24 protein-coding genes and 1 pseudogene are annotated in these 26249 nt (G+C 40.0%); 8 read left to right on the top strand and 17 right to left on the bottom strand.

Translation table 11 applies throughout. From position 1 onward, the window contains the following. Positions 1–10 precede the first annotated feature (10 nt). The 5 genes and pseudogenes from nifN to CV014_RS30550 all read right to left on the bottom strand — a co-directional run. Positions 11–1339 carry a nitrogenase iron-molybdenum cofactor biosynthesis protein NifN gene (gene nifN, locus CV014_RS00735; RefSeq protein WP_236140273.1) on the bottom strand — a complete coding sequence of 443 codons (1329 nt, stop codon included), beginning with the start codon at positions 1337–1339 and terminating at the stop codon, positions 11–13. Positions 1340–1469: 130 nt separating this feature from the next. Beyond that, entirely contained in the window at positions 1470–2909 is a 1440-nt protein-coding gene (gene nifE, locus CV014_RS00730; protein ID WP_236140272.1) for a nitrogenase iron-molybdenum cofactor biosynthesis protein NifE, read from the bottom strand. A 286-nt stretch (positions 2910–3195) separates the two neighbouring features. Continuing rightward, a complete protein-coding gene (locus CV014_RS00725; RefSeq protein ID WP_236140271.1) occupies positions 3196–3522 on the bottom strand; it encodes a Mo-dependent nitrogenase C-terminal domain-containing protein in 327 nt (108 codons plus the stop codon). 148 nt (positions 3523–3670) lie between these two features. Next, entirely contained in the window at positions 3671–5209 is a 1539-nt protein-coding gene (gene nifK / locus CV014_RS00720) for a nitrogenase molybdenum-iron protein subunit beta (RefSeq protein ID WP_236140270.1), read from the bottom strand. A gap of 198 nt (positions 5210–5407) precedes the next feature. Beyond that, a pseudogene (locus CV014_RS30550) lies at positions 5408–5557 on the bottom strand (nitrogenase molybdenum-iron protein subunit alpha); the annotation flags it as partial. Positions 5558–5667: 110 nt separating this feature from the next. Between CV014_RS30550 and CV014_RS00715 the strand changes: the two are divergent. Next, positions 5668–7086: a site-specific integrase gene (locus CV014_RS00715; RefSeq protein WP_236140269.1), complete on the top strand. Its 1419-nt coding sequence runs from the start codon at positions 5668–5670 to the stop codon at positions 7084–7086. A 59-nt stretch (positions 7087–7145) separates the two neighbouring features. Here CV014_RS00715 and CV014_RS00710 read toward each other — a convergent pair whose 3' ends face one another. Together CV014_RS00710 and CV014_RS00705 are read right to left on the bottom strand one after the other, a co-directional pair. Next, positions 7146–8261 (bottom strand): hypothetical protein, encoded by a 1116-nt coding sequence (locus CV014_RS00710; RefSeq protein ID WP_236140268.1) that lies wholly within the window; start codon positions 8259–8261, stop codon positions 7146–7148. 175 nt (positions 8262–8436) lie between these two features. Further along, complete coding sequence (locus CV014_RS00705) at positions 8437–8694, bottom strand: hypothetical protein (RefSeq protein WP_236140267.1); 258 nt, start codon at positions 8692–8694, stop codon at positions 8437–8439. Between the two features lie 497 nt (positions 8695–9191). On the opposite strand from CV014_RS00705, the gene CV014_RS00700 reads away from it, so the two are divergent. Beyond that, positions 9192–10034 carry a hypothetical protein gene (locus CV014_RS00700; RefSeq protein ID WP_236140266.1) on the top strand — a complete coding sequence of 281 codons (843 nt, stop codon included), beginning with the start codon at positions 9192–9194 and terminating at the stop codon, positions 10032–10034. A gap of 40 nt (positions 10035–10074) precedes the next feature. Beyond that, positions 10075–10251: a hypothetical protein gene (locus CV014_RS00695; protein WP_236140265.1), complete on the top strand. Its 177-nt coding sequence runs from the start codon at positions 10075–10077 to the stop codon at positions 10249–10251. Positions 10252–10288: 37 nt separating this feature from the next. Here the strand turns inward: CV014_RS00695 and CV014_RS00690 are convergent, their stop codons facing one another. Further along, entirely contained in the window at positions 10289–10672 is a 384-nt protein-coding gene (locus CV014_RS00690) for a hypothetical protein (RefSeq protein WP_236140264.1), read from the bottom strand. A 127-nt stretch (positions 10673–10799) separates the two neighbouring features. Here CV014_RS00690 and CV014_RS00685 point away from each other — a divergent pair, with 127 nt between their 5' ends. Together CV014_RS00685 and CV014_RS00680 are read left to right on the top strand one after the other, a co-directional pair. Beyond that, positions 10800–10988, top strand: coding sequence for a hypothetical protein (locus CV014_RS00685; RefSeq protein ID WP_236140263.1), 189 nt, complete (start codon positions 10800–10802; stop codon positions 10986–10988). A 425-nt stretch (positions 10989–11413) separates the two neighbouring features. Further along, positions 11414–12727 (top strand): DUF4427 domain-containing protein, encoded by a 1314-nt coding sequence (locus CV014_RS00680; protein ID WP_236140262.1) that lies wholly within the window; start codon positions 11414–11416, stop codon positions 12725–12727. Between the two features lie 184 nt (positions 12728–12911). Here CV014_RS00680 and nifD read toward each other — a convergent pair whose 3' ends face one another. The 3 genes from nifD to nifU form a co-directional block, all read right to left on the bottom strand. Continuing rightward, entirely contained in the window at positions 12912–14354 is a 1443-nt protein-coding gene (nifD, locus tag CV014_RS00675; protein WP_236140261.1) for a nitrogenase molybdenum-iron protein alpha chain, read from the bottom strand. 140 nt (positions 14355–14494) lie between these two features. Further along, complete coding sequence (gene nifH, locus CV014_RS00670; RefSeq protein ID WP_236140260.1) at positions 14495–15379, bottom strand: nitrogenase iron protein; 885 nt, start codon at positions 15377–15379, stop codon at positions 14495–14497. Positions 15380–15623: 244 nt separating this feature from the next. Beyond that, a complete protein-coding gene (gene nifU / locus CV014_RS00665; RefSeq protein WP_236140259.1) occupies positions 15624–16526 on the bottom strand; it encodes a Fe-S cluster assembly protein NifU in 903 nt (300 codons plus the stop codon). Between the two features lie 42 nt (positions 16527–16568). Between nifU and CV014_RS00660 the strand changes: the two genes are divergently transcribed. After that, a complete protein-coding gene (locus CV014_RS00660) occupies positions 16569–16739 on the top strand; it encodes a hypothetical protein (protein WP_236140258.1) in 171 nt (56 codons plus the stop codon). Here the strand turns inward: CV014_RS00660 and nifS are convergent, their stop codons facing one another. Then, the gene (gene nifS / locus CV014_RS00655) at positions 16740–17942 is read right to left on the bottom strand and encodes a cysteine desulfurase NifS (RefSeq protein WP_236140257.1); all 1203 of its coding nucleotides are present in this window, start codon (positions 17940–17942) and stop codon (positions 16740–16742) included. Positions 17943–18051: 109 nt separating this feature from the next. Between nifS and xisF the strand changes: the two genes are divergently transcribed. Together xisF and CV014_RS00645 are read left to right on the top strand one after the other, a co-directional pair. Further along, positions 18052–19596, top strand: coding sequence for a fdxN element excision recombinase XisF (gene xisF / locus CV014_RS00650; protein WP_236140256.1), 1545 nt, complete (start codon positions 18052–18054; stop codon positions 19594–19596). A gap of 88 nt (positions 19597–19684) precedes the next feature. Next, positions 19685–20266, top strand: a complete 582-nt coding sequence (locus CV014_RS00645) for a Uma2 family endonuclease (RefSeq protein ID WP_236140287.1) — start codon at positions 19685–19687, stop codon at positions 20264–20266. Positions 20267–20382: 116 nt separating this feature from the next. Here the strand turns inward: CV014_RS00645 and CV014_RS29805 are convergent, their stop codons facing one another. The 5 genes from CV014_RS29805 to CV014_RS00625 form a co-directional block, all read right to left on the bottom strand. Then, a complete protein-coding gene (locus CV014_RS29805) occupies positions 20383–20511 on the bottom strand; it encodes a hypothetical protein (RefSeq protein ID WP_268964430.1) in 129 nt (42 codons plus the stop codon). A gap of 587 nt (positions 20512–21098) precedes the next feature. Beyond that, positions 21099–24350 (bottom strand): type 2 lanthipeptide synthetase LanM family protein, encoded by a 3252-nt coding sequence (locus CV014_RS00640; protein WP_236140255.1) that lies wholly within the window; start codon positions 24348–24350, stop codon positions 21099–21101. A 262-nt stretch (positions 24351–24612) separates the two neighbouring features. After that, a complete protein-coding gene (locus tag CV014_RS00635; RefSeq protein WP_236140254.1) occupies positions 24613–24927 on the bottom strand; it encodes an NHLP leader peptide family RiPP precursor in 315 nt (104 codons plus the stop codon). A 209-nt stretch (positions 24928–25136) separates the two neighbouring features. Next, entirely contained in the window at positions 25137–25490 is a 354-nt protein-coding gene (locus CV014_RS00630; protein WP_236140253.1) for an NHLP leader peptide family RiPP precursor, read from the bottom strand. Positions 25491–25650: 160 nt separating this feature from the next. Continuing rightward, complete coding sequence (locus tag CV014_RS00625; protein ID WP_236140252.1) at positions 25651–25965, bottom strand: NHLP leader peptide family RiPP precursor; 315 nt, start codon at positions 25963–25965, stop codon at positions 25651–25653. Positions 25966–26249: the final 284 nt, after the last annotated feature.

Genomic DNA, 26249 nt, shown 5'->3' with positions numbered 1-26249 from the left:
TCCCCAGTCCCTAGTCCCCAGTCCCTAGTCCCCACAAATGTTTCACTCGTTGTTCTTCTGCTTCTAAAAATAGATTGCCGATGCCAAATAAGACTTCCATTGAGCCGCGATAGCCTACTTTTGTGAATAGACCATTGCCTAAACGGTCATAAATAGGTATACCAAGGCGATAAAGAGGGATGGAAAGACGTTTAGCGATCGCAGCTACGTTAGAATTACCAATCAGCAGGTCAGATCCAACTGCCAATTCTTCTAAGTCTTCTAAATCTCCAATAGTCACGCTCTTGATGGGGAGTTTTTCTAATAGGGGTGAGCGTGTTGTGGTCACGGCTGCATGAATTTGCGTCCCCATCGATTGCAGAAAGCGCACTGTTGACCACAGTAAGTCCGGTTCTAATGCTAAGGATACTCGCTTCGCACCAAAGTAAAAGTGCGTGTCTAACATTGCATCTTGCAATTGGCGACGTTGACGGCGATATTTTTCAGGTACGGGGTTACTGCTGAGAATGGCTAATGCTTGCAAAAACTCGTCTACTGGTTCTAGTCCAGTCAGTTCGCTAAACACTTCGTAAGGAATGCCAAACCGTTGTTCCAGAATTTTGGCTGCACCCCGCATACTTTCACCCAAGGCAATAGTAAAGGCGGAACAACCGACGGCTTTGAGTTGCGCCACACTCGTACCACTGGCGGTGATAGCAGTGTAACCGTCTTCTAAATGTCCATCTAATGATGCGCCAATGTCAGGTACAAAGATGGGGATTAATCCGAAAGAGGTGACAATTTCTTTAATTTCTTGCAAATCCCCTGGGGTGAAGGCAGAACCAGCTAAAATTGTCACTTGTTCGCTTCTAATTGCCCCAGCTTGGGGAATTTGTTTCACTATGCTTTCCACAGCTGCCGCAAAACCATCTTGCAACGCGCCTTTAAAATCGGGTGTCGGTGCAAAGACTACGGGAATGTGAGCGAGTTCTGGATGGCGATCACGGATATCCTTAAGGAATCTCTCAATATCATCGCCTCTGGTTTCTGTGAGTCCAGTGCTACACAAACCAATGATTTCAGGATTGGATTTCTCAACTAAGGTCAAAATCGCCTGTTCTACGTTCTCTTCCCCACCAAGAATAGTCGTTACTTCTGTCATCGCTGTTGTAGCGAGGGGAATCGCTTCCCGAAAGTGACGAACTAACACCACCTTGGCGAAGGCTGTACAACCTTGCGAACCGTGGAACAGAGGAATCATCCCCCTCAATCCCAAAAAAGCCAACGACGCACCCAAAGCTTGACTTTGCTTGAGAGGATTAACTGCAACTGATTTTTCGGGAACGGTAACGACTGCCATTTAGATTAACTCCTGGGTAGATAGGGAAGCAGGGGGGCAGGGGGAGCAGGGGAGGCAGGGGGAGCAGGGGAGGCAGGGGGAGAAAAATTCCATGCCCTATGCCCTATGCCCCATGCCCTATGCCCATTCCCTAATCCCCAATCCCCAATCCCTCAAAAACGCGATTTTGATTTCTGGTATATTCGTTTGCCCATGTCCCCATATCTTCATCCCAAGGTGCGGGCTTACGGATTTGTTCCCAAATTGGGCTGTAGAGGGCTTCGTAGAGTTCCCGCGCCATCTCTAACATACCTACATAGCCAGCGTAGGGATGATGACGTTCTTGGTTGATATCGAGGAAGGGAATCCGGGCTTTGAGGGCGGTGTATTGGTTACGACCACCGGCAATTAACATATCTGCTTGTGTATCTTTTACTAGTTGTAGGAGTTCTTTGGCGTTGCCTTTCTCTAGCATGATGCCATCAGTACCTATCAACTTCTTGATTTTTGCCTTATCTTCTTCCGTACTCTTTCTTGTACTGGTAGCAACTACTTCTATGCCTAAGTCCTTCGCTGCCGAGATAATCGACCAACTCTTAACACCACCTGTATATAATACAACTCGCTTACCTCTGAGGCGATCGCGGTAAGGAGCAAGTGCCAAATCTAGAGTCGCCATCTCTGACGCAATCAACTGTTCAGTACGTGCTTGTAAATCAGGGTCGCCCAATTTGGCGGCAATATTACGCAGACATCGATTCATATCATCGATGCCATAAAAAGACTCTTCAATGTAGGGGATGCCGTATTGTTCCTCCATCTTTTTCGCCATATTGAGCAACGCCCGCGAACAAATCATCACGTTCAGCTTGGCGCGGTGGGCATAGCGGATTTCTTCAAATCGAGCATCGCCTGTAATTTTTGACAGGACGCGAATACCCAATTTTTCAAGTAACGGCAGGACTCCCCACATTTCCCCAGCGATGTTATACTCGCCGATTAAGTTTATATCATAGGGGGTGGTAAACTCCGGTTCTGCTGTCCCGACAACATAATCTAATAAAGCTTCCCCGCCAAAACGGTTTCCGAGGTTCTTACTACCAATAAACCCAGGAGCAAATACAGGGATAACAGGAGTACCAATTTTTTCCGCCGCAGTTTTGCAAACAGCATTGATATCATCACCAATCAAAGCTGTCACACAAGTAGCGTAGACAAATACCGCAGTGGGTTGGTAGCGTTTATGAATTTCTAGAATTGCCTTATATAGCTTCTTCTCACCACCGAAGATCACATCATTTTCTGACATATCGGTAGTGAAGCCCATTTTATATAATTGTGGGCCAGAAGAGAGACTACCACGACTACCCCAAGAATTACCAGCGCAGGCGATCGGCCCGTGAACCAAATGAGCCGCATCGACAATAGGCACAAGCGCAATCATCGCCCCATCAAAAGCACAACCCCCTTGAGCCGCCCCTGGTTGCGCTTGTTGACTACAAGACTTATTCTTCTTTGCACCGTGTTTCTCCTGATTATGCTCACATCCAGGTTGGTTGAGCAACTCATTAATTTTTCTTTGGGTGTTCATGCTCTCTTCTCGCACGCGATCGACATTTTAATTTTGAGTTATCAGTCATCAGTAATTCAGTTCTCAACTACCAACCTCATCACTGATGACCGTTCATAATAAACTTCCTGCAAAAATCCTCTCCAACCCCGCGAAATCCTCCGCGTACCCACCGAAGTTATGATCGGCGGAAGCCGCCGCTCATACTTCTCTCCGCGCTAACCTCCGCGACCCTCTGCGTTTAAAAACTTATTTGTAGTCGCATTTTCATAAACTAGACCTTTGCAAGAAATACGGCTATTAGCCTCTAGCAAATATACTTAGTAACATCCTCTCCACATTCATCAGCCAGATAAGACAAAGCCCGAAAACGCAATCCTACAAACTCGTCATACAGAGGATTAAGCTTACACAGAGCTGGAATATGAATAGTCCGCCCCAATAAATTAATATTTCGCTCAAAGGGACAACAGCAAGGAATTACCTGACATATGACATGAGCGAAACGAGAATTTTTAACCGGAAAATTATCAACCAAACGACGCAAAGGACGAAGAACATCAAACGCGCCAGGTTTTTTATAGTTAGGTGGATGAAAATTAGGGTGATGATGGTGAGTGTGAGTTGTGGACATAGTAGATACTTCAGAATAGAGTGACGAACAATTGAAACTTAGCTATTGGTTACTGGGGAGGGGGTTTCGGGTTTTAATCCCTATTCCCCAGTCCCCAGTTTTTAATCAATCACCTGATTTACTTCTCTTGGAACGCCAAAACCAAGTTCTAGCGAATCAAGTCGAAGGAGATGTCGGTCTTACCAGTGATGTTGCTGCTACGATCCATTTCATCCAGAATGGTGTTAACAACCCAATTAAGAATGTTTAGACCACCTTGGTAGCCAAGGGTAGAATAGCGGTGTAAGTGGTGACGGTCAAAGATAGGATAACCAATACGAACCATTGGGATCTTAGTATCGCGCCACAGGTACTTACCGTAGGAGTTACCGACGAAGAAGTCTACAGGCTCGGTGAACAACAAGGAACGGAAGTGCCACAAGTCTTTTTGAATCCAAACTTTAGCTTCTTTACCGAAGGGGCTAGCAGCGAGGATTGCTTCCATTTCTTTCTTGAAGGTCTCATCGCCATTGTTGCAGAGGATGTGTACTGGTTCAGCACCCATCTCTAACAAGAAGCTGGTGATAGAGATAATCAAGTCGGGATCGCCGTAGATAGCGAACTTCTTACCATGAATCCAAGCGTAGGAGTCGGTGATAGCATCAACCAAACGACCGCGTTCGATTTCCAATTCTTCAGGAATAGCTTTACCGGTCAATTCAGAGATAGCAGTCAAGAACTCGTCAGTACCTTTAACACCGAAGGGACGCAGAACTTTGGTTTCTTGCTTCCATTGGGTTTTAATGTATTCGCGGGTCTTAGGTGTGGTGTAAGCTTGGAGAGCAACAGTAGCTTTAGCGTTGATAGAATCAGCCGCATCTTCCAGCTTTGTACCACCTGGGTACATTTCGTACTCACCGTTGTTTGGTGAATCAAAGTAGTCGCTGCTATCAGACAGAATGGTGTAGTCAACACCCATTACACCTAGCATCCGCTTCAATTCGCGGTTGTTACCAACATAGGTATCAAAACCAGGAATGAAGTTGATTTTGCCATTGCTGGTAGCTTTCTTCTTACCTTCTGTCAGGTTAGACAGAATACCCTTCATCATGTTGTCGTAGCCAGTGGTGTGAGAACCAACGAAGCTAGGTGTGTGAGCAAAGGGAACGGGGAAGTCTTGAGGAATAGAACCAGCGTTCTTAGAGTTGGTGATGAATGCACCTAAGTCATCACCGATAACTTCAGCCATACAGGTGGTGCAAACAGCAATCATCTTGGGCTTGTACAATTGGTATGCAACTTGCATACCTTCAATCATGTTGTTCAAACCACCGAATACTGCTGCGTCTTCTGTCATAGAAGAAGAAACTGCGGAGCAAGGCTCTTTGTAGTGACGGCTGAGGTGTGTACGGAAGTAAGCAACGCAACCTTGAGAACCTTGAACGAAAGGTAAAGTACCTTCAAAACCCAAAGCAGCGAACATTGCGCCTACGGGTTGACAACCTTTAGCGGGGTTAACGGTTAAAGCTTCACGAGCAAAGTTCTTTTCCCGGTAGTCCCAAGATTTTGTCCATTCAGAAACTCTTTCAACTTCTTCAGGAGGATGTGCGCCTTCAAAGTTCTTTCTCTTGTTTTCAAACAGTTCTGTGTATTCTGGCTGTTTGAATAGATCAACGTGGTCTACAATTCTGTCTGGATTCTGTGGCATTTGTCTGTCTCTCTACGCTTGCTGGTTGGTTTAGTAAGTGATGTTTCGCAATAGCCTGGGTGGCTTACTCCCCTGAAGGGAGTTACGAGTGATGAATCATGAATAATGAATGACACTTCATCCAGCATTCAGCATTCACCATTCCTCCCTCGTTTCCTGGGGCGCAGACACCCCAGGCTATCCGTCTATTTCTTGGAACTAGGCAGCAGCCTTAGCTTTTGTAGCGGTTTTCTTCCAAGGTGCGCCAATCAAGTCCCAAGTTGGGCTATTGAGGGCAAGATCCATATCACGAGCGAAGATAGCAAATCCGTCATAACCGTGATAAGGGCCGGAGTAATCCTTTTTGTGGTTTAATTGCTTTTAACGGCTTATTGTTTGCGGTAAACAGTGTTATTCATGAACATTGTTCATCCAAAACAAATTAATTTTTAGGCTAAATATAGGCTAATACCACAGCAATGCAAAATCAGGGTCAAGACAAATATCAACAAGCATTTGCAGACTTAGAGCCACTTTCATCTACCGACGGCAGCTTTCTCGGCTCAAGTCTGCAAGCACAGCAGCAAAGAGAGCATATGAGAGCAAAAGTGTTACAGGAACTAGAAAAGGTAAATCTGCGTTTGAAGTCTGCAAAGACCAAAGTCTCAATTCGGGAATCAAATGGAAGTCTGCAATTAAGGGCGACGTTACCAATTAAACCTGGAGATCAGGACACAAAAGGAACTGGGAGAAAGCAATACAATCTCAGTTTAAATATTCCTGCCAATTTAGACGGACTCAAAACGTCCGAGGAAGAAGCCTATGAATTAGGTAAGTTAATTGCTCGTAAAACCTTTGAATGGAATGATAAATATTTAGGTAAAGAAGCCACTAAAAAAGATGTAAAAACCATAGGTGATTTATTAGAAAAATTTGCAGAAGAGTATTTTAAAACCCATAAACGCACCACAAAAAGCGAACATACCTTTTTCTATTATTTTTCCCGCACCCAGAGATACACTAATCCTCAAGATTTAGCCACTGCGGAAAATTTGATTAATTCAATAGAAAAAATCGATAAAGAATGGGCTAAATATAATGCTGCTAGAGCCATATCAGCATTTTGTCAAACATTCAACATTGAGATTGATTTATCTCAATATTCCAAAATGCCCGATTGCAATTCTCGTAACCTCCCCACAGATGCAGAAATCATCACAGGAATTAGCAAATTTGAAGAGTATTTAAACACCAGAGGTAATCAAGTTAATCAAGATGTCAAAGATAGCTGGCAACTCTGGCGTTGGACGTATGGAATGTTAGCTGTATTTGGTTTACGTCCCAGAGAAATTTTTATTAACCCTAATATTGATTGGTGGTTAAGTTCAGAAAATGTAGACTTGACTTGGAAGGTAGATAAAGAGTGTAAAACAGGTGAAAGGCAAGCATTACCTTTACATAAAGAATGGATTGAGGAATTTGATTTAAGAAATCCAAAATATTTAGAGATGTTGGCAACAGCAATTAGTAAAAAAGATAATAGTAATCATGCAGAAATAACAGCATTAACACAGCGAATTAGTTGGTGGTTTCGCAAAATAGGGTTAGATTTCAAGCCTTATGATTTACGTCACGCCTGGGCAATTCGAGCGCACATTTTAGGTATACCAATCAAAGCTGCGGCTGATAATTTAGGGCATAGTGTGCAAGTTCACACGCAAACCTATCAGCGTTGGTTCTCGCTAGATATGCGTAAGTTGGCGATTAATCAGGCTTTGACTAAGAGGAATGAAATTGAGGTGATTAGAGAAGAGAATGCTAAGTTAAGGATGGAGAATGAGAGATTGAAACTGGAAATTGAGAAGTTAAAAATGGAGTTAGTTTATAAGCATAGTTAAATTTGCGAGGTAATTGATGTGCTGTGTTGCACTCTATTAGTAAGCAATCTAGTAGGTAATTATTTCAGAAATTTAGTAGAAAAACGCTGATTATCAGTATCAAATGTTTGAAGTCTAAATATTGTTCCATCAGAAAAAATACTAATTTCTTCTTCATCCTCTCTAACTCTTATATTTTGAATCTCCTGGATGTTGGTATCGAGTCGAATAATCTGCTCTATAGTCTCTATATGAACACCCATGAATAGGCGAGTTCTGCGCTCAGGAATATCTAAATATCTGCCAAGATAAGTTCTATTTCTCCATGTAAAGGATTCTTTTGTTAGTCTTTCTTGTTCAAAAGTTTGTATGACTGGATCTAAAAAACGTTGAAGACCCAGATTTCTTGGAAATCTATCCAAAACTCTTTCTCGCTCATCTTGTATATCCAATCTAAATTTTTCTCTGAGCAAAGTTTCATAGACTTGTAAAGTAATGTCTAAGCCAACAAAGCGGAGAACATACGTGTAATGTAATAGTATTGAGTTACTTCTTTCGGGTAGAAAAATATTAGAAATTGGAGGATCTGCAATAAATGTAAATGGCGGTATAATTTTATCTCCTGTTGGAAAGTAAGAAACTATGGCAAATTTTCCTATAGCGGTTTCTGGATAGTTTTTAGATTGCTCTAGTGCCTTAGTCATGGCACTTTCAACATTTTGCGGCAGGGTTGTTCCTTTTGATTCATAAATATATCTTTCGTCATTTATATTGAACCCCAAAAAATCAGGAGTTTTTTTTGATAATTTTCTATTTTGAGGTATTTGAGTAATAGTTTCCCATCTAATATCAAAAGATTGATTCATAAGTAAAGATGATATTGCAACTCCTAAATCTTCAGACAAACGTTTTTTAAATTCTGTAGAGCCTTGACCAATAACTATGAATCCATTAGCAGATATAGTAGAACCATTAAATAAGGGAACTACTGTATTAATGTACAAAAAAAGATTAAAACCAAATCTATCTGGATTTTGTCCTAATAACATTAAGACATGAGTAAACGTTATTGAATCAAACTCAAAAACACAGATATTTTGCTCCACTTCTCGGAGTTGATTGTTTGTAGAATATATTTTTTGTAGTACATCAAAATCAATTGTTGATGGATCAAAAGAGACAAAAGTTCTGAGCATTACTTTATGCTTCCATATAAGTTTGATATGATGAGTGAAGTTAATCCTATCTTTTAATTTTGAACAACTAAATCACCAAAGGCATTGGTATTTCGTTTGATACAAATCTAGTGTCGCGGAAAAACTTACTCTTCATAAGATCATAACTCTATTGCTTATTACTGAGTATTCGTAATTACTCTAGAGTTCTGATGGAAGGCTTGGGTAATCGCTCGACATCTAAGCAAGTAGGGTGCGTCATCAAGCAATCAATATGTTCTGCTAGAAGAGCGATCGCATCAAGAGAGAAAGAATAAAGTTGCTGAACTCGCCTAATAGCATTTCTCAAATTTTCTCTTCCTATATCGCTACACAACCAAGGGATTCTTTGGTAAGTTACCTGTGTAAAAAAGAAAGTACCCCCAGAGGTTATGACTCTGCGGTAATTAGACATAGTTCAGTATATTATCTCAGTATTATTTCATTTTAAGCGCAAAAATTTTAACTACCACTAATCTGAGGTGCGTCAGCCTGGGTATACTATTTCATCATACTTAGTTAAAGTAAAGTCACTATAAACCATTGGAATCACTTCATAGTTTAGGATAGCAATTTTGATTTAGATATTGGCAAATATTAACCATGTTTAACTATCTAAACTAAAATTCCGAGAACTGCTTTTACAACCGGGAGAGGATAATCAAGTTTATAAATATGCAACCCAGGCTTTAGTCGAGATGTGAGATTTCAGATTGGATTTACGTATAGAGCGAGATTTTGTATAATTTTTAACATAAAAACCAGCAATTTCCCAAAGCTTTGTGATAAGAATTTGCTACAGTTAGTATTTTGGGTTGCAGGAACATAAAAGTGAAGATTTAATAGATTTATCTTTTTGCATCCCTAAGCAACCAATATCACCTGACTATCATTAATTTTAGTGAGAACTACATGGCCATTTTACTAACTACACTCTACACGCAATGTAAGCCTGAGCGCGCTCAAGAATTTTTAACTTGTCTGGAGAAAAACCTTGCACATCCTTACATTGAGGCGGTGAAGGTTTTTTTAGAACTAAAAGAAGATTCAGATTATGGTTACTTGGATGGATTTTACCACGACAAACTAGAAATCATTCCTGTGCATCATCGTTCTACTTATGCTGAGTTGATCGAAGTGGCAAATAATTGGGGAAACGATAAAGTAGGCATTATTGTTAATGGTGATATTTATTTTGATGAGAACAGTGCTTTAGAACGTGCTGAAGATATTACTAAAGAAGAATTTTGGACTCTATCTCGATATGAACCAACCAAAGATGGTGGTTGGAAACTTTTCCATATTGCTGCGGCTGGCGCGCATGACTGTTGGATTTTTAGAACTCCACTAGCTCCCTTTAAAAATAATTATCAACTCGGTATTCAAGGCTGCGATTTATTCATAGCTCAACGAGCAATTGAGGCAGGCTTTAAAGTCTTAAATCCATGTCTTAGCATCTTTCCTCGACATTTGCATCAAGTAGCGGGAGTACGCAATCATAAACTTGATCCGATTCGCAAAACTAATTATTGGCATGATCCAGAATATGCTCCATTGGGTACGCAAACTTATAGCTCAAAACCTTGTTCACTCGAACGCCGAGCTTATCTCTCAACTCGTTCACCAATGTATTTGGGTATGAGTTTAGTTGGACGTTGGTTATTGCCTATATACAGATTTGAGCCTATCAAAAATAAACTCGATGCTTTAAGAGGACACGGACGCACACATAATGCTAAAGCAAAAGTAAAATAGGTAATTATTTCATCAAAAAGATTCAGGAGGAAAAAACACTTTGTCTATGTTTCCTCCTTTACAGATAAAAATATCAGCAAAGTCAGCTCAGTCTTACCGGTGCAAACCTCATCAATGGGTAAATTGCGATCGCCTACATTGTGTATTCTATGTGTTAGCATATCTTACCGTAGCGATCGCCGATTGTGTGTCTTTTGTGCTATCAATCTTTGGATAACCAAGAAAAATAGACAACAAAAGACATTTCAGAGATATTACATAATCCCCAATAGTTCAATCACTTCAGATAAATGATTCCTAACTTTGTACAAGTTTAGTAATTTCTCTTGGTCATATCTTTTCGGGTATTCCATACGTCTACCCTCAAAAGTCACCCTCAACAATGCTGACTGTTCCGGTGTGAGTGTTCCCATTTGATCTAGAATCTCAGTCATGATCTGTAATTGGTCAAAGGTAGGACGGATTAACCCTCTTCTTTCCTCTAACTGTTGCAGGGCTAAAGCTGGAAACGCCATCAGGGTAGTGAGGTAACTTGTCTTTTGTCCACCTGTTCCCGTAGGTCGTAATCCGTACCGTTTAACCAATAGGCTTAATTCTGGAATCGTTAACAATTCCAACTCTTGACGTGAAAACACCATAAAATAGTATTGCCCTTTTTAAAAGTGGTATCGGTGGTTTACAGTTTTCCAGACACATAGACCACCGATTAAAAAGTCTAATCGATTGCATACAATCAATTCAACCGATATTTATATTTATATATAAATGCCTAACCCCAAAGGAACACCTGAAAATTTAGAACCAGGAATACGGAAAGGTGAAGAACCGATGACAGCTAATCTCAGTTTTCGCGTCACCGAATCAATGAAACAAGCGGTACAAGCACAAGATGACCCCGCACAGTTTTGCAGAGATGCAATACGGAAAGCTTTAGACGAAACTAGCAACCAATAGCAAGTAGGGTGCGTCAGCATTAACTAATTTTAATGATGAAATAGTTTACCCAATCTGACGCACCCTACAGAACTGCATGAGGGTTTAATTAATCAGGCGATCGCCTACACAGTATCTTTTATGTTTTAGTGTAGCTTACTGTAGCGATCGCCTATTGAATCAAGGTAATTGCATGATGTTTATTGGGTGCGTTAGCGTAGCTTACCGTAGGTATCGCTAGCTTTAGCCATGAACGCGTTAGCGCAGCTTACCATAGGTATCGCCAGCCCATCAAGCTAATTCAATCATATTTGTGAAGTGCGATCGCTTACAGTGGGTGCTTCGTGCGCTCTCATTGCTCATAAAAGCAATTAAATCATCTTTGTTACTATCGTTTTAGGATGTTATATTAACTACGGAATATATTTTATTTACATAGATGAGTAATGAAAACTTTACGCACAGATTTATCAAATAAATTAATCCATTTTGTTCGTGAAATAGATTTACATAAAGATAGTATGGGTGAGATGTTTCCCCATGAGTTTAACTTAAATGAAGGAGTGGAAGATACAGTTATTTCACCATTCTTTCTTTTACGACGAATTTTGCGTCAAAGGCAACTACTGTCAACTTGGTCTTATCGTAATGGCGAAAGAACAATTTATGGCTCTTATCCTGCGGTATGTTTTACGGAAATGCCTTTAAAGGAATTTGTCATTAGTAGTATTGAGAGATGTCAAAGAAATGAAAAAATAAGCTCTTATGCTATCATTTTTGATAAAAAGCAGATGTTTAAAATTGGAGCTAGACCTGTCATATATGGTACTTCATGCACAAGTTCCACATATTGGGATGAAGAACTTAAAGGAAGGTTTTTAACCAATAAGCCATTTTCTAATGATGAAATGTATCGCTATGTCAGCTTTAATTTAAGTCGTGAACCTCGGCCAATTGATTGGACTCATGAACGTGAATGGCGATGGCCAAACTACCAATATCGATATGTAGATATAGATTCCTTAAATCCAGATGAAGCAAATGACCTTTATGAGCAAGGAGAAACAGGTAGAATTGATTTTCATGGATTAAATATAGATAATAGTATGTTATCTGATATTGGTTTTATTGTTAAAAATACATATCAATCAACAAAATTATTGAGAGATATTCTGTGGCAGATTGATAGTGGACAGATTCGGAAAAACCTATTTACTTATATACTTCATCTAAACAATATTCAAGAGTCAATCGACGAAATTAAAACTCTGCATGATGTAGAAACTTATATTACAAAAAATACGATTAATATTAATGATTATTACTCCATTCCTGAAACAGAACTAAGAGAAATTGAGGCTAGAATCAATTATCTCTCAGAAAAAGTAGAGAAAATTAATTTTGGTAATATCGATGATGGAATTTTAGAAAGCCCAGGAATTTCTTTCCCTTGCCTTAGAGAAAATTTTTCTAAAATAGCAAGAGCTTTAGTTTTACTTGGAAAAGTTAAAATTACTCGATGGGGTAGATATTTAATAGATATACCATGCTTGAATAAATATACGTCTATGACATTGAATGAAAAAATAGCAAAGGAATTTTCTAAACGTTTTCAAACTGAGATAGGTACAGAATGTACATATTATTCGATATTATGTACAAATCAAACGATATCAGAATTATCAATTGATGATGTTCCATTTTACACAGAATCCGACGATATCGAAATAAATTATGCACATAGTGAAGATGACTTCTGATTGTTTTTGAACTTAAAAGGAGCTTGCTCCAAATTAATCTAAAAAGTCTCAGTTAATATAGTCTTTCACTTTACAGTTTTAATATCATCAAAACCTAACGAAACCCACAAACCAGACCCTACAAGAGTTATATTGTCTTAAGTCGGAAAAATATATTGTTCTCAGATAACCCTACAACCTGCATTTAGGCTAAAAATAGACTCTTTTTTCTCCCGCCAACAAAAAACATTACCCCACCTGACATTTGCACCCCATCGCTAGGTTCGGAGTAATCCCAAGAGTGCATTTGACGGAAGGGAAGACCCATCTTTTGGAAGACGTACTTCTCTTTAATACCAGAAGCGATTAAATCAGGCTTCTTAGCTTTAACGAACTCTTCAAATTCGTATGCGGTAACGTCATCGTAAATGATGGTGGCGTTATCGATGTAGTGGGTGGTACGTTTGTAGTCGTCGTTGTGAGCGAACTCGTAACCTGTACCAACAACTTTGATACCCAAGTCTTCAAAGGCGGGAACAACGTGACGAGGACGTAGACCACCTACGTACAACATTACAGTGTTACCTTCGAGGCGAGGACGGTACTTCTCAAGTACAGCATTCATTACTGGTGTGTACTTAGCAATTACCTTCTCAGCGTTTTCTTGAATCTTGGAATCAAATTTAGCTGCGATTTCACGTAAAGAAGCAGCAATCTTGGTGGGGCCGAAGAAGTTGAACTCCATCCAAGGCATACCGTAAGCTTCTTCCAAGCTACGGCAGATGTAGTTCATAGAACGGTAGCAGTGGATCAGAACTAACTTAGCAGCAGGCCCTTGGATTAACTCGTTGAGTGTACCATCACCAGACCACTGAGCTACTACACGTAAGCCCATTTCTTCCAACAGCATCCGGCTTGCCCAAGCGTCACCACCGATGTTGTAGTCACCGATTAATGCTACGTCATAGGGGCTTGGCTCGAAGTCAATTTTGTTTTCTTTCTTAGCCTTGTCAAATTGTGGGAAGATCCAGTCACGGATAGCGTCGTTAGCGATGTGGTGTCCTAAAGACTGAGATACACCACGGAAACCTTCGCAACGTAAGGGGATAACTGGCTTACCAATTTGCTTAGAAGTTTTCTTAGCAACAGCTTCGATGTCATCCCCAATTAGACCGATGGGACATTCAGATTGAATGGAAACACCACGGTTGAGAGGGAACAAAACGTCGAGTTCTTCAATGAGTTTAACGAGTTTTTTGTCACCACCGAATACGATGTCGCGTTCTTGGAAGTCGGAGGTAAAGTGCATAGTACCAAAGGAGTTGATACCGGTTACACCTACGTAGTAGTTACGACGACCAGACCAAGACCAGTAACCGCAACCTACAGGCCCGTGGCTGATGTGAATCATGTCCTTAATAGGACCCCAAACCACACCTTTAGAACCTGCATAAGCACAACCACGAGCGGTCATTACACCAGGAACGGATTTGATGTTAGACTTAACGCCGCAGTCAGATTTGCCTTCTTCGTGAACGTTGAGGTGTTTTTCGCGTTTTTTGCGAGATTTTTCGGGATAAGCTTGGAGAACTTCTTTAATAAGTTCTTTATTTTCATCTAAAAGATTCTGGTTTTCTGGAGGTGTCATAGTCTGCCTCAATGACTCTTACGAATGGAGAAATAGAACGGATATAGGGAGAAGGGAGAGGGAGAAGTGGGGAAGGGAGAGTGGGAAGGGGAATTACTTCCGCATCTTCCTTTCTCCGTGTCTCCTAATTACGGCATAACCTATTTAGCTGTAGCAGGCTTACCGATGATTTCAGCGTGCTTGGTGTCGTCGTCTAATAGACCGTATTCGATCAACAGAGCTTCTAATTCATCCATTTCCATTGGGGTAGGAATGGTGAGTTTGTCGTTGTTGATGATCTTCTTAGCTAATGCGCGGTACTCTTGACCTTGGTTGCTGTCTGGTGCGTATTCGTTAACGGTCATCCGACGCAATTCAGCGTGTTGAACGATGTTGTCGCGAGGTACGAAGTGAATCATTTGGGTGTTCAAACGTTCAGCCAAGTTCATGATTAATTCGTCTTCGCGGTCAACTTTACGGCTGTTACAGATCAAACCACCTAAGCGTACACCGCCGGAGTGAGCATATTTCAAAATACCGCGAGCGATGTTGTTTGCAGCGTACATCGCCATCATTTCACCAGAGGTAACGATGTAGATTTCTTGTGCTTTACCTTCACGGATAGGCATAGCGAAACCACCGCACACAACGTCACCTAATACGTCGTAAGATACGAAGTCTAGGTCTTGGTAAGCACCGTTTTCTTCCAAGAAGTTAATAGCGGTGATGATACCACGACCGGCGCAACCTACACCGGGTTCTGGACCACCAGATTCTACGCACTTAACGCCACGGAAACCGGTCAGCATTACTTCGTGGAGTTCTAAATCTTCTACTGCACCGCGTTCAGCAGCCAAGTGTAATACGGTGGTTTGAGCTTTGGAGTGGAGCATCAAACGGGTAGAGTCAGCTTTAGGGTCGCATCCTACGATCATAATGCGTTGACCCATTTCTGCCATAGCTGCGAGGGTGTTTTGGGAGGTGGTAGATTTACCGATACCGCCTTTACCGTAGAAAGCTATCTGTCTAATGTTTTCGTCAGTCATTGTTCTCTTTTCCTGCTAGTGTTGGTTAGTTGGTCGGTCTTTGTGTTTGGATCTCACGCCTGTTGAGCTATGGCTGTGAGGTTTGGTAGAACGTCGCCGAAGGGGGGCGATCGCTCTACGGAAAACAAGCTAGAATTTGTACTCATGATCGTTCGTTATGTAGTTGTAATAGAGTTCTGAGTAATGAGTGCTGGGTGCTGAGTCAATAGTCCAGAGTTATTGATTTTTCACTAATGACTTTTGACTAGACTGCTTCTACTACTAGAGTGGGGCTGACGCGATCGCGTAATCTTGATTCAACTGCTATCTTTAATGTGGCTGTAGAGCTGGCACAAGAACCACACGCGCCTTGCAGCACTACTTTGACAATATCACCGTCTAAATCGTAGAGTTCTACGTCTCCACCATCGGCTATCAAGACGGGTCTAACTTCTTCATCTAATACTTTTTGGATGAGGGCAATCTTTTGGACGTTGGTTAAGGGTCGTTTTTGCCCAGAAATAGGTATTTCTTTCGCTGGAGTTACGCTATTTGTGTTGAGATTCGTTACGGCGTTCTTTTCCTTTACATCTTTAATGATATCATCAATCTTAGCGAGACAGGAACCGCATCCGCCACCAGCTTTGATGTAATTTGTTACTTGTTCCGCACTGGTAAGGTTATTTTCGATAACGACGCGACGAACTTTGTTTTCACTAACACCAAAGCAAGTGCAAACTAACGCCCCTTCATCATCGTCATCGTGGGCAGCTAGAGGAATGCCACGATAGTTATAGATAGCAGCTTCTAGAGCTTCTTGCCCCATCACAGAGCAGTGCATTTTGGCTTCTGGCAAGCCACCGAGGTAATTAGCAATGTCTTTATTTGTTACTTTCAGAGCTTCATCTAAAGTCAGACCCTTAATCATTTCGGTTAAGGCACTTGAAGAAGCGATCGCACTGGTGCAGCCAAAAGTTTGGAAGCGAGAGTCCAGAATTTTATCAGTTGCGACTTCAACTTTGATGTGCAATCTCAGCGCATCACCACAAGCAATACTCCCTACTTCACCGGTGGCAACCTTCACGCCAGGTTCGCCGTTTTCTTCGATGACTCCCTGATTCTTGGGATCATAAAACAGTTCTAATACTTTATCTGTGTAGTCCCACATGGCCTATTTTGGATTTTAGATTTTGGATTTTGGATTACTGTAATGGGCATTGGGCATTGGGCATCGGGCATCGGGCATCGGGCATCGGGCATTGGGCATCGGGCATCGGGCATCGGTAATTATTTCTATTCCCTATTCCCCATTCCCCATTCCCTATTCCCTATTCCCTATTCCCCATTCCCTATTCCCCATTCCCCATTCCCCATTCCCTAATTAACGATGAGCCAATGTTTGTTCTTGTGCTTGTAGCCAACCCGCTTCGTCATTTTTGAAGGGCGAGAGAGCGCGGAGGCGTTCGACAATTTCGGGCATGACTTCGATGACGCGATCGATTTGTGCTTCCGTAGTGTAGCGGCAAAGACTGAAGCGAATCGAACCGTGGAGGGTGGTGTATGGTAAACCCATTGCCCGGAGGACGTGGGACGGTTCGAGTGACCCAGAGGTACAAGCCGAACCAGAGGAGGCACAGATGCCATATTTATTTAATAAGAGCAGGATTGCTTCACCTTCAATGTATTTAAATCCGATGTTAGTGGTGTTAGGCAATCTCTGCGTAATGTCACCATTAACTTCACACTCAGGAATCTTAGCGAGTAAGGTTTGTTCTAGGCGATCGCGCAGCCTTGTTTCTTTCTTAATCGCTGTTTCTATGTGTAGTAATTCCAATTCTGCGGCTTTCCCTAAGCCCACAATTCCTGGTACATTCTCTGTACCTGCGCGTCGGCCTCTTTCTTGGTGTCCACCAAGCAGCAAGGGACGGAATCTCACGCCACGGCGCACATATAATGCACCAATGCCTTTGGGAGCGTGAATTTTGTGACCAGACATAGTTAACATATCTATGGTGCTGGTCTTCATGTTCAGAGGTATCTTACCTACTGCTTGCACTGCGTCTACATGGAAAATCGCGCCCTTGTCCTTTACCCGCATCCCAATCTGCTCAATGGGGAATACAGTTCCCGTCTCGTTGTTGGCATACATAATCGTTACCAGGGCAGTGTTACCTGTTAATGAGGCTTCTAGTTCATCTAGATCCAATTGCCCCTGACGATTTACAGACAGATATGTAACACTATAGCCTTGGGTTTCTAATTGTTTGCAGACATTGAGGACTGCGGGGTGTTCAACTTGGGTGGTGATGATGTGGCGTTTTTCGGGTTGGGCTAACAAGGCGGCGCGAATAGCAGCATTATCACCTTCAGTTCCACAACTTGTAAAGACAATTTCCGATTCATCAGCACCCACTAGGGCTGCAACTTGTTCTCTCGCTGTTCTCACTGCCTTCCCAAGTTGCCCGCCAAAGGTGTGCATACTAGAAGGATTACCGTAATATTCAGTCAGGTAGGGCATGATAGCCTCTACAACTGCTGGGTCTACCTTAGTGGTAGCATTATTATCCAGATAAATAACACTCATGTTTATACCCCTAAGATTTCACCCTGATGCTTTTGTAATTGTTCGGAATATTTCTGAGAATAGAAGTTATAGCTATCAAATATAATAAAGGTTGTGTCTATGGGTTGTTATGGAAAGTTGGGGTTATGCCAGAGTTAGTTCTGAGGAGCAGCAAGCAGATAAAGGTGCGTTGCGTAAACAAATCGAACGCTTGCAGAATGCTGGCTGTGCAAAGGTATACTGGGATATTCAATCACGGACTACCGAAGTCAGGGAAGGACTACAACAATTAATTAATGATTTGCAGACATCTCCAACAGGTAAGGTAAAGTCATTGCAATTCACTCGGATTGACCGGATTGGTTCATCATCGCGGTTGTTTTATTCATTGTTGGAGGTATTACGATCTAGAGGGATTAAATTAATCGCACTAGATCAAGGAGTTGACCCTGATAGTCTCGGCGGGGAATTAACAATTGATATGTTACTTGCTGCTGCCAAATTTGAAGTCAGAATGGTAACAGAAAGATTGAAAAGTGAACGTCGTCATCGGGTAACTCAAGGAAAAAGCCACCGAGTTGCGCCCTTGGGATACCGTATCAATAAAGATAAATATGTCCGCGATGAATCACCATGTGTTTGTTTACTAGAAGGACGCAAGGAATTAACTGTATCTGATGTAGCTCGGTATATTTTTAAAACTTTTTTTGAGTGTGGTTCAGTTGCGGCGACGGTGCGTAAACTACACTCAGATTTTGGTATAGAAACAAAAGCTTTAAATTGGCATAAGTTAGAAAAATCTACACAAATTGTCAGCGATGATGATTTAGATAAAATTGTATTTACTCCCAAAAAAACTAATCATCCCCTGCGTTATCCGTGGTCTGGTTTAAGATGGTCAATCCCAGGTTTAAAAGCATTATTAGTCAACCCTGTTTACGCTGGGGGACTGCCGTTTGATACTTACGTTAAATCCAAGGGAAAACGCAAAAATTTTGATGAATGGAAAGTGAAATGGGGAACTCACGATGATGAGGCGATTATCACCTATGACGAACACGAGCGTATAAAACAGATTATTCGAGGTAATCGTAATAACCGATGGAATGCTAGAGAAGATAGTGAAGTCAACCCCTTTTCTAATTTACTGAAATGCACTCATTGTGGTGGCTCAATGACTCGCCACGCTAAACGAGTAGATAAGAACGGACAAGCTATCTACTATTATCAGTGTCGGTTGTATAAAGCTGGCACTTGTCATCATAAAAATATGATTTCATCAAAAATATTAGATATCCAAGTAATGGATTTATTAGCACAAGAAGCCGAACGATTAGCCAACTTAGTGGAAACAGATGAGGAACCCATTATAGAAGAATCCCCAGAAGTAAAAACTCTCCGCGCATCGCTGAATACTTTGGAAACATTACCACCAAGTTCAGCGATTGAACAAATCAAAAATGACCTCAAAGAACAAATTGCGATCGCACTGGGTGCAACCAATAATATCGCTAAACAATCTCTGATTGCTAAGGAAAGAATTATCCAGGCTTTTGCTCATAAAAGCTACTGGCAAGGACTAAATGCCCAAGATAAACGAGTAATTCTCAATGGTTGCGTGAAAAAAATCTCCGTAGATGGAAATTTTGTTACAGCCATTGAGTATCGTTACTAGCCAATGTTGCGATCGCACTGTTACATTACAACCAGAAAATCATCCTACCCTATTCGCTAGAATCAAAACAAACTGGAAACATCGTGCTATGGTAGCCATCTCCCAACAACCGCCAAAAATGACCATCGAGGAATATCTCGAATGGGAACCTCAGCAAGAAATCCGCTACGAATACGTTAACGGCGAAGTTTTTGCAATGACGGGTGGTACAATCCCCCACAATGACATTGCACTTAATTTATACACAGCTTTACGCCCACATTTACGTGCTAGAGGTTGTCGAGTGAATGTGTCAGACGTGAAAGTGCAAGTTAAGCCTCAAAGTCCCTACTATTATCCTGATGTGATTGTCAGCTGTGACCCTCAAGACCTTAATGCTCGTAAATTTATCCAAAACCCAAAAATTATTGTCGAAGTTCTCTCCCCTGGGACAAGCGGTAAAGATAGGGGCGAAAAATTCACCAATTACCTGAAAATCCCTTCTTTGCAAGAATATTTACTAATAGATTCAGAAACCATCTCCGTAGAACGCTACTGTCGAGGAGAGGGCAGAATGTGGCTTTACTACCCCTACACTGAGGGAGATGTGATTACTCTATCTAGCATTGAATTTGAATTTGCGATCGCTCTACTATATGAAGGGGTTGTCTTAGGAGCAGAAGCAGAATAGCGGTTGAAAACGCTGGATTAAAAAATGACCAAGATATATATGTGAATACTCAATAGCTGCATTGAAAAATATGTGTAGATGGCAACCTTGTAACAGCTATTGAGTATCATTTATTATTAGGCGGTCTTATTTTTGGACTTTGTTTTTTGTTCTGGAATAGCAGGTGTAGATTTTATCTCGGCTTTACGTTTTTCCCATTCAATAACTGTGCGAATTACAACTTGTGACCAAGATTCGTAAATCATAAGTATCATTATTAGCTAATTTTAGAATAGCGAAACTTAAAATATTTTTTGTTCATTGCAAGCCATTCGTGTGGAATAAAAATTGTTCGATATCTAATTTGAGAAAACTGGCGTTGCTGATACCAATTTTCTATGAAGTCCAATAAATCATGTAGAGACGTTGTATGAAACGTCTCTACAGTACAAAATAAAGTGTATCTTTATCAAGAAACAGTATGATTAAGAAGATGATTTACTTTTCTTGATACCCCTAATGCAGAAATTGCAGAGTAGGTGCAAAGAGTCAGTATTTTACTTTGTTAAAAAATCTTAATTCATCCCGCATTTATGCAACGCCAATTTAACAAATAGCTTTGGAGTTTGGCTAGCTTTACCCCTAGCGAGTCTAGGTATGGTCAAATACTCGTAAACGAAATGTCTGAATCAATTAGTCAATCAATTTTAGATTTGAGATGGACTTCACCCGTAAAGGGATGTAGCTTGTTAGCATCAGCACAGCATTTGGTTTTCCGGCTGTAAAAATAAACGCTAAATATTGCACCGGATGTCATTATGTTTTTCCCTGTGCCTCAATCCTTACAATTAATTTAATCGAACAGTAAGATTGTAGGTAACAATTGTGGATAACTTAGTCTCAATAATTCATAGCCAATTCCAGCCATACCATTGAAAAAGCCAGGATTATACATATCTTGGTGATGTGGAGAAAATAAATGGAAATGACCATTTTCTTTGGCTTTATGGACAATAGATACAGCTAATTTTTGTGCATCTGCTAATAAATGCGGCTCTGAAAACCTAGTTGCAGCTTCGATGAGAACATCAATAAGCCCAAAATTGCCACAAGAGAGTCTATCAACTATATTGAAATTACTATTTTGGATGGTATTTAAACCACTAATGATTTCTTGACGAATTTCTTTATCATCGAATATCGTCAAACTACCCAAACGGGCTAAAACAATACCCGCAGTACCATGACTCCAGCCCAGGGGAAAGGAATGATTGTCATTATTGGTTTCGGCAAGAAGAAGACTACGTTCATAGGCGATCGCCTCTTTTGCACCTAACAAAAAATTACCATCCAGTGTAATATCATATAATCTGAGCAAGGCATAGGCAATACCAGCCGCACCATCAACAAAGCCGACTAACAGTTTCTTCTCTGTAGTATTCCAAGCTGTAATTCCTGCATCACTGCTAATTCCCTGCTTTAATAGATGATTTCCGCAGCTAATAGCCTGTTCTAAATATATTTGTTCCCCTGTAGCCTTGTGCAAGGCGAGGAGTGCTAACAACGCACCCGCCGAACCAGAACTTATATTTAAATCTTGGTCTTTACTAATGACTTCTGGTGTGATTAAACTAGCAAATTTTTGAGCGTCATTGAACAAATTTGGTTCATTTAGCAAATTACTAATCTGCACTAATCCATAGATAAGTGAACCTAATCCTGTGCAGATACCAACATCTATATCTTCGGTTAATTCTGTAGAATTATCTGCACTAGACTTAATTAAATATTGCCGCAATGGTTGCAAGCCCTTAAGCGCAAACTGACGATACTGTTCATCCTTGGTAACTGCCCATAATGCGGCTAAGAATAAGGCAATTCCACAACTACCATCATATAAATGATAGCCAAGTGCTTTTAACTGAAAGCGTTGAAATTTTGGAATGTATTCCAAGCCAATCCAAGCAGCGTCATTCTCTGTATAAAAGGCCTGTGATTGAATTTTATTAGCAATGGCGATCGCTTGCTTTAAAGCTTCTTCTTGACTCAAATTGATCAGGTTTCCGCCAATTAGTTGCGTATTTTCTGCATTTGTAGTCAAATTATCTGTAAATGGTTTAATAATACTACTATTAAAAGCCCCGCGAATTACTTCTATTTGTCTGCTCAAATCAGTTTCATCAAGGGCTTTAATTTGAGCGATCGCCCGTGGTAAAGTAGGCATTAGGCAATCTGTAATCGGCACAGAGGATAATCCCGAAAGTACACACTCACTATCAGTAAATGCACTAAAGTAGGGAATATCCATCTGGAGCATTGATTGCAATTCTTGTGTTAATAATGGCCAAAATGAAGGTTTATTTTTTTCATTTACATAAGCTCGACTTAGAATTTCCAACTTGATATTGCGGTCAACTCCATCTTTCAAATATTCGGCTCTTTGAGCATTATTTAATATAGAAGCATAAGCTTGAGTTCCCCGAAATAGCAGCCTAATTCGTTGATGAGCAAAGTTTAATAAAGGACTCTTATTACTTAATAAGAGTTCTCTGTGCTTAATTAAGAAAATATATATTTTGCGGAAACCAATGATTAAATCTTCTACATAATTATCTGGAGAAACCTTTGTTTCCCCCAATGCAGGAAGATGATTTTCACTCAAATCTATAGAAACTGCCTCATACTTAAGGCGCATTTGATCAGTGTTAATATCCAGAAAAATAGGGGTATCGTATTGGCTATTTTCTTGATCATTGACTACTAATGGACTAAAGTCATAAACTAATTTTCCACCCAGAGCTACGTGCCATTGTGGTAGTAAATGAGTCTGCAATACAGAATTTTGTAGAATGAATCGGAGAGCTAGTTCAAGTGCATTAGGAGATTGATGAAAATCTTTTTCTTCTTTTACCGTGGGGTGCATTACTGTTTCTAAATCAATGATGACTGGATGTTCCCCACAAGCAATCAGATTTTCTAAATGGCAATCATTACCTTGCAAAATATATAATAAACCTAATAAGACTCCAGTCCTTTGATAAAAACGTCTGATTGCTGCTTCATCTTCACAAGGTGAATATTCGACAAATTCAACCCAACCATGATGGGGGCGATTTAAGATTTTTAAACACTTAAATGCTAAATCGGCTTCTTGTTGGTTAAACCAAGATAGGAAATTGAAGTAGGCTTCATCTATATGTAAACCCTTGGGTTTATATACTAATTTTGAGCCACAAGCAAAGGTCAGAATTATAACAGTATGATGATTGTTATGAGGATCGGAAAGATTAGAGTTAACTTCTACAACCTTTCCTAAATCAACATCAGGCTGGAAGAATTGCTGAATTTCTATATAGTCTGCGGCTAAATGTGATAAAAATTTACTAATAGCATCAACCCAAAAATCGATGGTGATGGCTAATAGCCTAGCTATCACAGGGTATTCTAATAAAAAAGCAATGAGTCCATCCTGATTAAACATTTGTTGGATGAATTCTGTATAGCGATCGCGCTTTACATGATTATCAGACTGTCTTAGTATATAAGAAAGAGCAGATTGTCTAGTTGCACGAAAACTAGAAAATTTTAACTCCACAGCGTGAGCAGCTATTTCAGACAAAGCAATCAGTAATCTTCGTTCTAATAAGCCATGAGCATTGTCTGAAAGCTGGTGATAATTTTGTCCGGTGCTTGTAGTTAATTTTTGTCTAGCTATATAAACAAATGGCAAGAATAGTTCTTCAAAGGGAATTGGTTCTTCAGCATCAATGCAGAGATACTCTACACCTTCTGAAAAAGCAACTTTAGCAGTTTTCACAGCTTCATTTAATGTTTTAGTCCAAGCTGGTAAATTAACTCTATCAACTAAATATACAGGCGCAACAGCACGACGCGCATCTTCTAAAGTTAAACCATCCCAAGCTAGACGATTTTCAAATTTCTGATTGTCTCCATTAGCAACAGCTTCGCACCACTTTTGAAGTTTATCACTCACTAAATCATCTAAGTTTTTTAACTCACTAACTACAAACTTAGAACTAAGACGTTCAGATAATGTACTAGATTTTTCTAAAATACTAATTAATTGTTCGTGAGTAAATTCCATAAAATATTTTTTTAAAAAAAATGAATAATAAATGTTACCAAAACTTTCAATTTAAATGGGTTCTAATTCACTAAATACTATAAGCAAAATTAGCTTTTTATATTAAGTTTACTGATATTTTGATAAAACTGTCTGAACTGTTGTGCATTGTATGTACAACAGCCAGACAAAATTTCAGGTGTGATTTGAGATTATACTTAGCTGGGACAATTTTGAAACAGGTTTATGTTTGAAAAAATGCTTGGAAAACTTTAAGTGCTAATCATCTAAATGCTTGGGAAACCTTAAGTGCTATTTTTCCAAGTGCTTTACTATAACCACCACCAGCAACAGCCTCTAATTCTTCATCGCTAATAGTTTCATCAATTTCTGGTGGTAATAACAGATAAAGTTGCTTCGGAGTTTGTTGTACAGCTTGAATACTCAAATCTGAAGGTAAACTTGTACCTAGTTCTTCTTCGACGACTGCTTTGGCGTTAGTTAACAAGCGTTGTTTATACTCGGAGTCTTCCATTGCCTTAGTAATTAGTTTATTTTTAAATTCTTCAATGTCAAATTCTTGATGATTTGTATTCATGATTTACTCTCCAGTAATTATCAAAGTTTTCAACTGATTAAATTGCTAGAAATCTACTAATGTGTGAATTATTTCTCAACGTAAAGGAGGAGATAGAGCAGAAATTACAAACGATTGTCTATCAGATTTACAATCTCCCCTCACTCGATGACTTTTTCACATTCCCCTAAATATTTATCAAAATAGTTTAGGGGAATTATCGTGAATGATTACTTAAACAAACCCTTAATTGCTTTTGAAATTTTGGGAGATTGTTTAACCGCATAGGGAGTAGCAATTGTAATGATGAATCCTCCAGCTACAGCCTCTAGTTCAGACTCAGAAAGCATTCCATCGCGAACTAGTTCATCGATATCAATTGGCAACAACAAATAGAGATTTTTGGGACTTTGTTGTAAAACTTGAATTGTTAAATCTGCTGGCAGTTTTTCACCTAGTTCTTCTTCCAAAACTGCTTTAGGGTCATTCAATAAGCGTTGCTTATATATAGAGTCCTCCATTGCTTTAGCAATGACGCGCTCTTGAATCTGTTGGGGATTTAATGCTTCAGAATTTGTAGACATGATTGATTCTCCATTGGTAAATGAACTTGAATTTTGATAGCTATTCTTTCTTTGCTAGTTAGTATTCATAACGTGCAGATTCAGAAAGATATAACAATCATCAAAAGGTTGTGGTAGACAAAATCACTGATTGGACTTTTTGCACGAATGATTAAATTCTCTAAGTCCAAGGATCAACAGCTTTTTTTATAGTCTTTTTCACAAATTTTATGTATCCACCACCAGCTACAGCTTCTAATTCCTGTTCGCTCAGTTCTTCATCTTCTTCTGGTGGTAACAACAGATAAAGTTGCTTTGGACTTTGTTGTACGACCTGAATATTCAAGTCAGATGGTAAACTTGTACCTAGTTCTTCTTCAACGACTGCTTTGGCATTGGTTAACAACCGTTGTTTGTACACAGAGTCTTCCATTGCCTTAGCAATTAGTTTATTTTTAAATTCTTCAATGTCAAATTCTTGATGGTTTGTGTTCATGATTTAGTCTCCAGTAATTATCAAAAGTTTGAGTTGAGGGAGTTACTACAAACGTTTTGAGAGATACAAGATTTATTGATATCTCCTAAGACTGTAGCAATCCGATTTGATTTCTGAAAAAATCTAAGTATATGTAGTAAGCCGTGACGCACCGAAAGATTCATGGCTTGATTTGGAGATATTGCGGGAAAAAAACCACATTGCAATTTTCCTCCCATACGAATCTGTTCAGAAATCAAATAGGATTGCTATGGTTTTATAAAAAATAGGAGAATCTCAAAATT

It is taken from the genome of Nostoc sp. CMAA1605, from assembly GCF_021596505.1.
Lineage (GTDB): Bacteria > Cyanobacteriota > Cyanobacteriia > Cyanobacteriales > Nostocaceae > Trichormus.
Note: the sequence above shows the minus strand (reverse complement) of the source record. Positions and strands in the feature narration are given on the sequence as shown.

Bases quoted from the DNA above. Each gene is read 5' to 3' on its own strand.
- CV014_RS00660 (WP_236140258.1), top strand. From the start codon at position 16,569: ATGGGCATTGGGCATTGGGCATCGGGCATCGGGCATCGGGCATCGGGC.
- nifD (WP_236140261.1), bottom strand. From the start codon at position 14,354: ATGACACCTCCAGAAAACCAGAATCTTTTAGATGAAAATAAAGAACTT.
- CV014_RS00680 (WP_236140262.1), top strand. From the start codon at position 11,414: ATGAAAACTTTACGCACAGATTTATCAAATAAATTAATCCATTTTGTT.
- CV014_RS00715 (WP_236140269.1), top strand. From the start codon at position 5,668: ATGCAAAATCAGGGTCAAGACAAATATCAACAAGCATTTGCAGACTTA.
- CV014_RS00710 (WP_236140268.1), bottom strand. From the start codon at position 8,261: ATGCTCAGAACTTTTGTCTCTTTTGATCCATCAACAATTGATTTTGAT.
- CV014_RS00645 (WP_236140287.1), top strand. From the start codon at position 19,685: ATGGTAGCCATCTCCCAACAACCGCCAAAAATGACCATCGAGGAATAT.
- xisF (WP_236140256.1), top strand. From the start codon at position 18,052: ATGGAAAGTTGGGGTTATGCCAGAGTTAGTTCTGAGGAGCAGCAAGCA.
- CV014_RS00690 (WP_236140264.1), bottom strand. From the start codon at position 10,672: ATGGTGTTTTCACGTCAAGAGTTGGAATTGTTAACGATTCCAGAATTA.
- CV014_RS00700 (WP_236140266.1), top strand. From the start codon at position 9,192: ATGGCCATTTTACTAACTACACTCTACACGCAATGTAAGCCTGAGCGC.
- nifS (WP_236140257.1), bottom strand. From the start codon at position 17,942: ATGAGTGTTATTTATCTGGATAATAATGCTACCACTAAGGTAGACCCA.
- nifN (WP_236140273.1), bottom strand. From the start codon at position 1,339: ATGGCAGTCGTTACCGTTCCCGAAAAATCAGTTGCAGTTAATCCTCTC.
- CV014_RS00640 (WP_236140255.1), bottom strand. From the start codon at position 24,350: ATGGAATTTACTCACGAACAATTAATTAGTATTTTAGAAAAATCTAGT.
- nifH (WP_236140260.1), bottom strand. From the start codon at position 15,379: ATGACTGACGAAAACATTAGACAGATAGCTTTCTACGGTAAAGGCGGT.
- CV014_RS29805 (WP_268964430.1), bottom strand. From the start codon at position 20,511: ATGATTTACGAATCTTGGTCACAAGTTGTAATTCGCACAGTTATTGAA.
- nifU (WP_236140259.1), bottom strand. From the start codon at position 16,526: ATGTGGGACTACACAGATAAAGTATTAGAACTGTTTTATGATCCCAAG.
- CV014_RS00625 (WP_236140252.1), bottom strand. From the start codon at position 25,965: ATGAACACAAACCATCAAGAATTTGACATTGAAGAATTTAAAAATAAA.
- CV014_RS00630 (WP_236140253.1), bottom strand. From the start codon at position 25,490: ATGTCTACAAATTCTGAAGCATTAAATCCCCAACAGATTCAAGAGCGC.
- nifK (WP_236140270.1), bottom strand. From the start codon at position 5,209: ATGCCACAGAATCCAGACAGAATTGTAGACCACGTTGATCTATTCAAA.
- CV014_RS00725 (WP_236140271.1), bottom strand. From the start codon at position 3,522: ATGTCCACAACTCACACTCACCATCATCACCCTAATTTTCATCCACCT.
- nifE (WP_236140272.1), bottom strand. From the start codon at position 2,909: ATGAACACCCAAAGAAAAATTAATGAGTTGCTCAACCAACCTGGATGT.
- CV014_RS00705 (WP_236140267.1), bottom strand. From the start codon at position 8,694: ATGTCTAATTACCGCAGAGTCATAACCTCTGGGGGTACTTTCTTTTTT.
- CV014_RS00685 (WP_236140263.1), top strand. From the start codon at position 10,800: ATGCCTAACCCCAAAGGAACACCTGAAAATTTAGAACCAGGAATACGG.
- CV014_RS00635 (WP_236140254.1), bottom strand. From the start codon at position 24,927: ATGAATACAAATCATCAAGAATTTGACATTGAAGAATTTAAAAATAAA.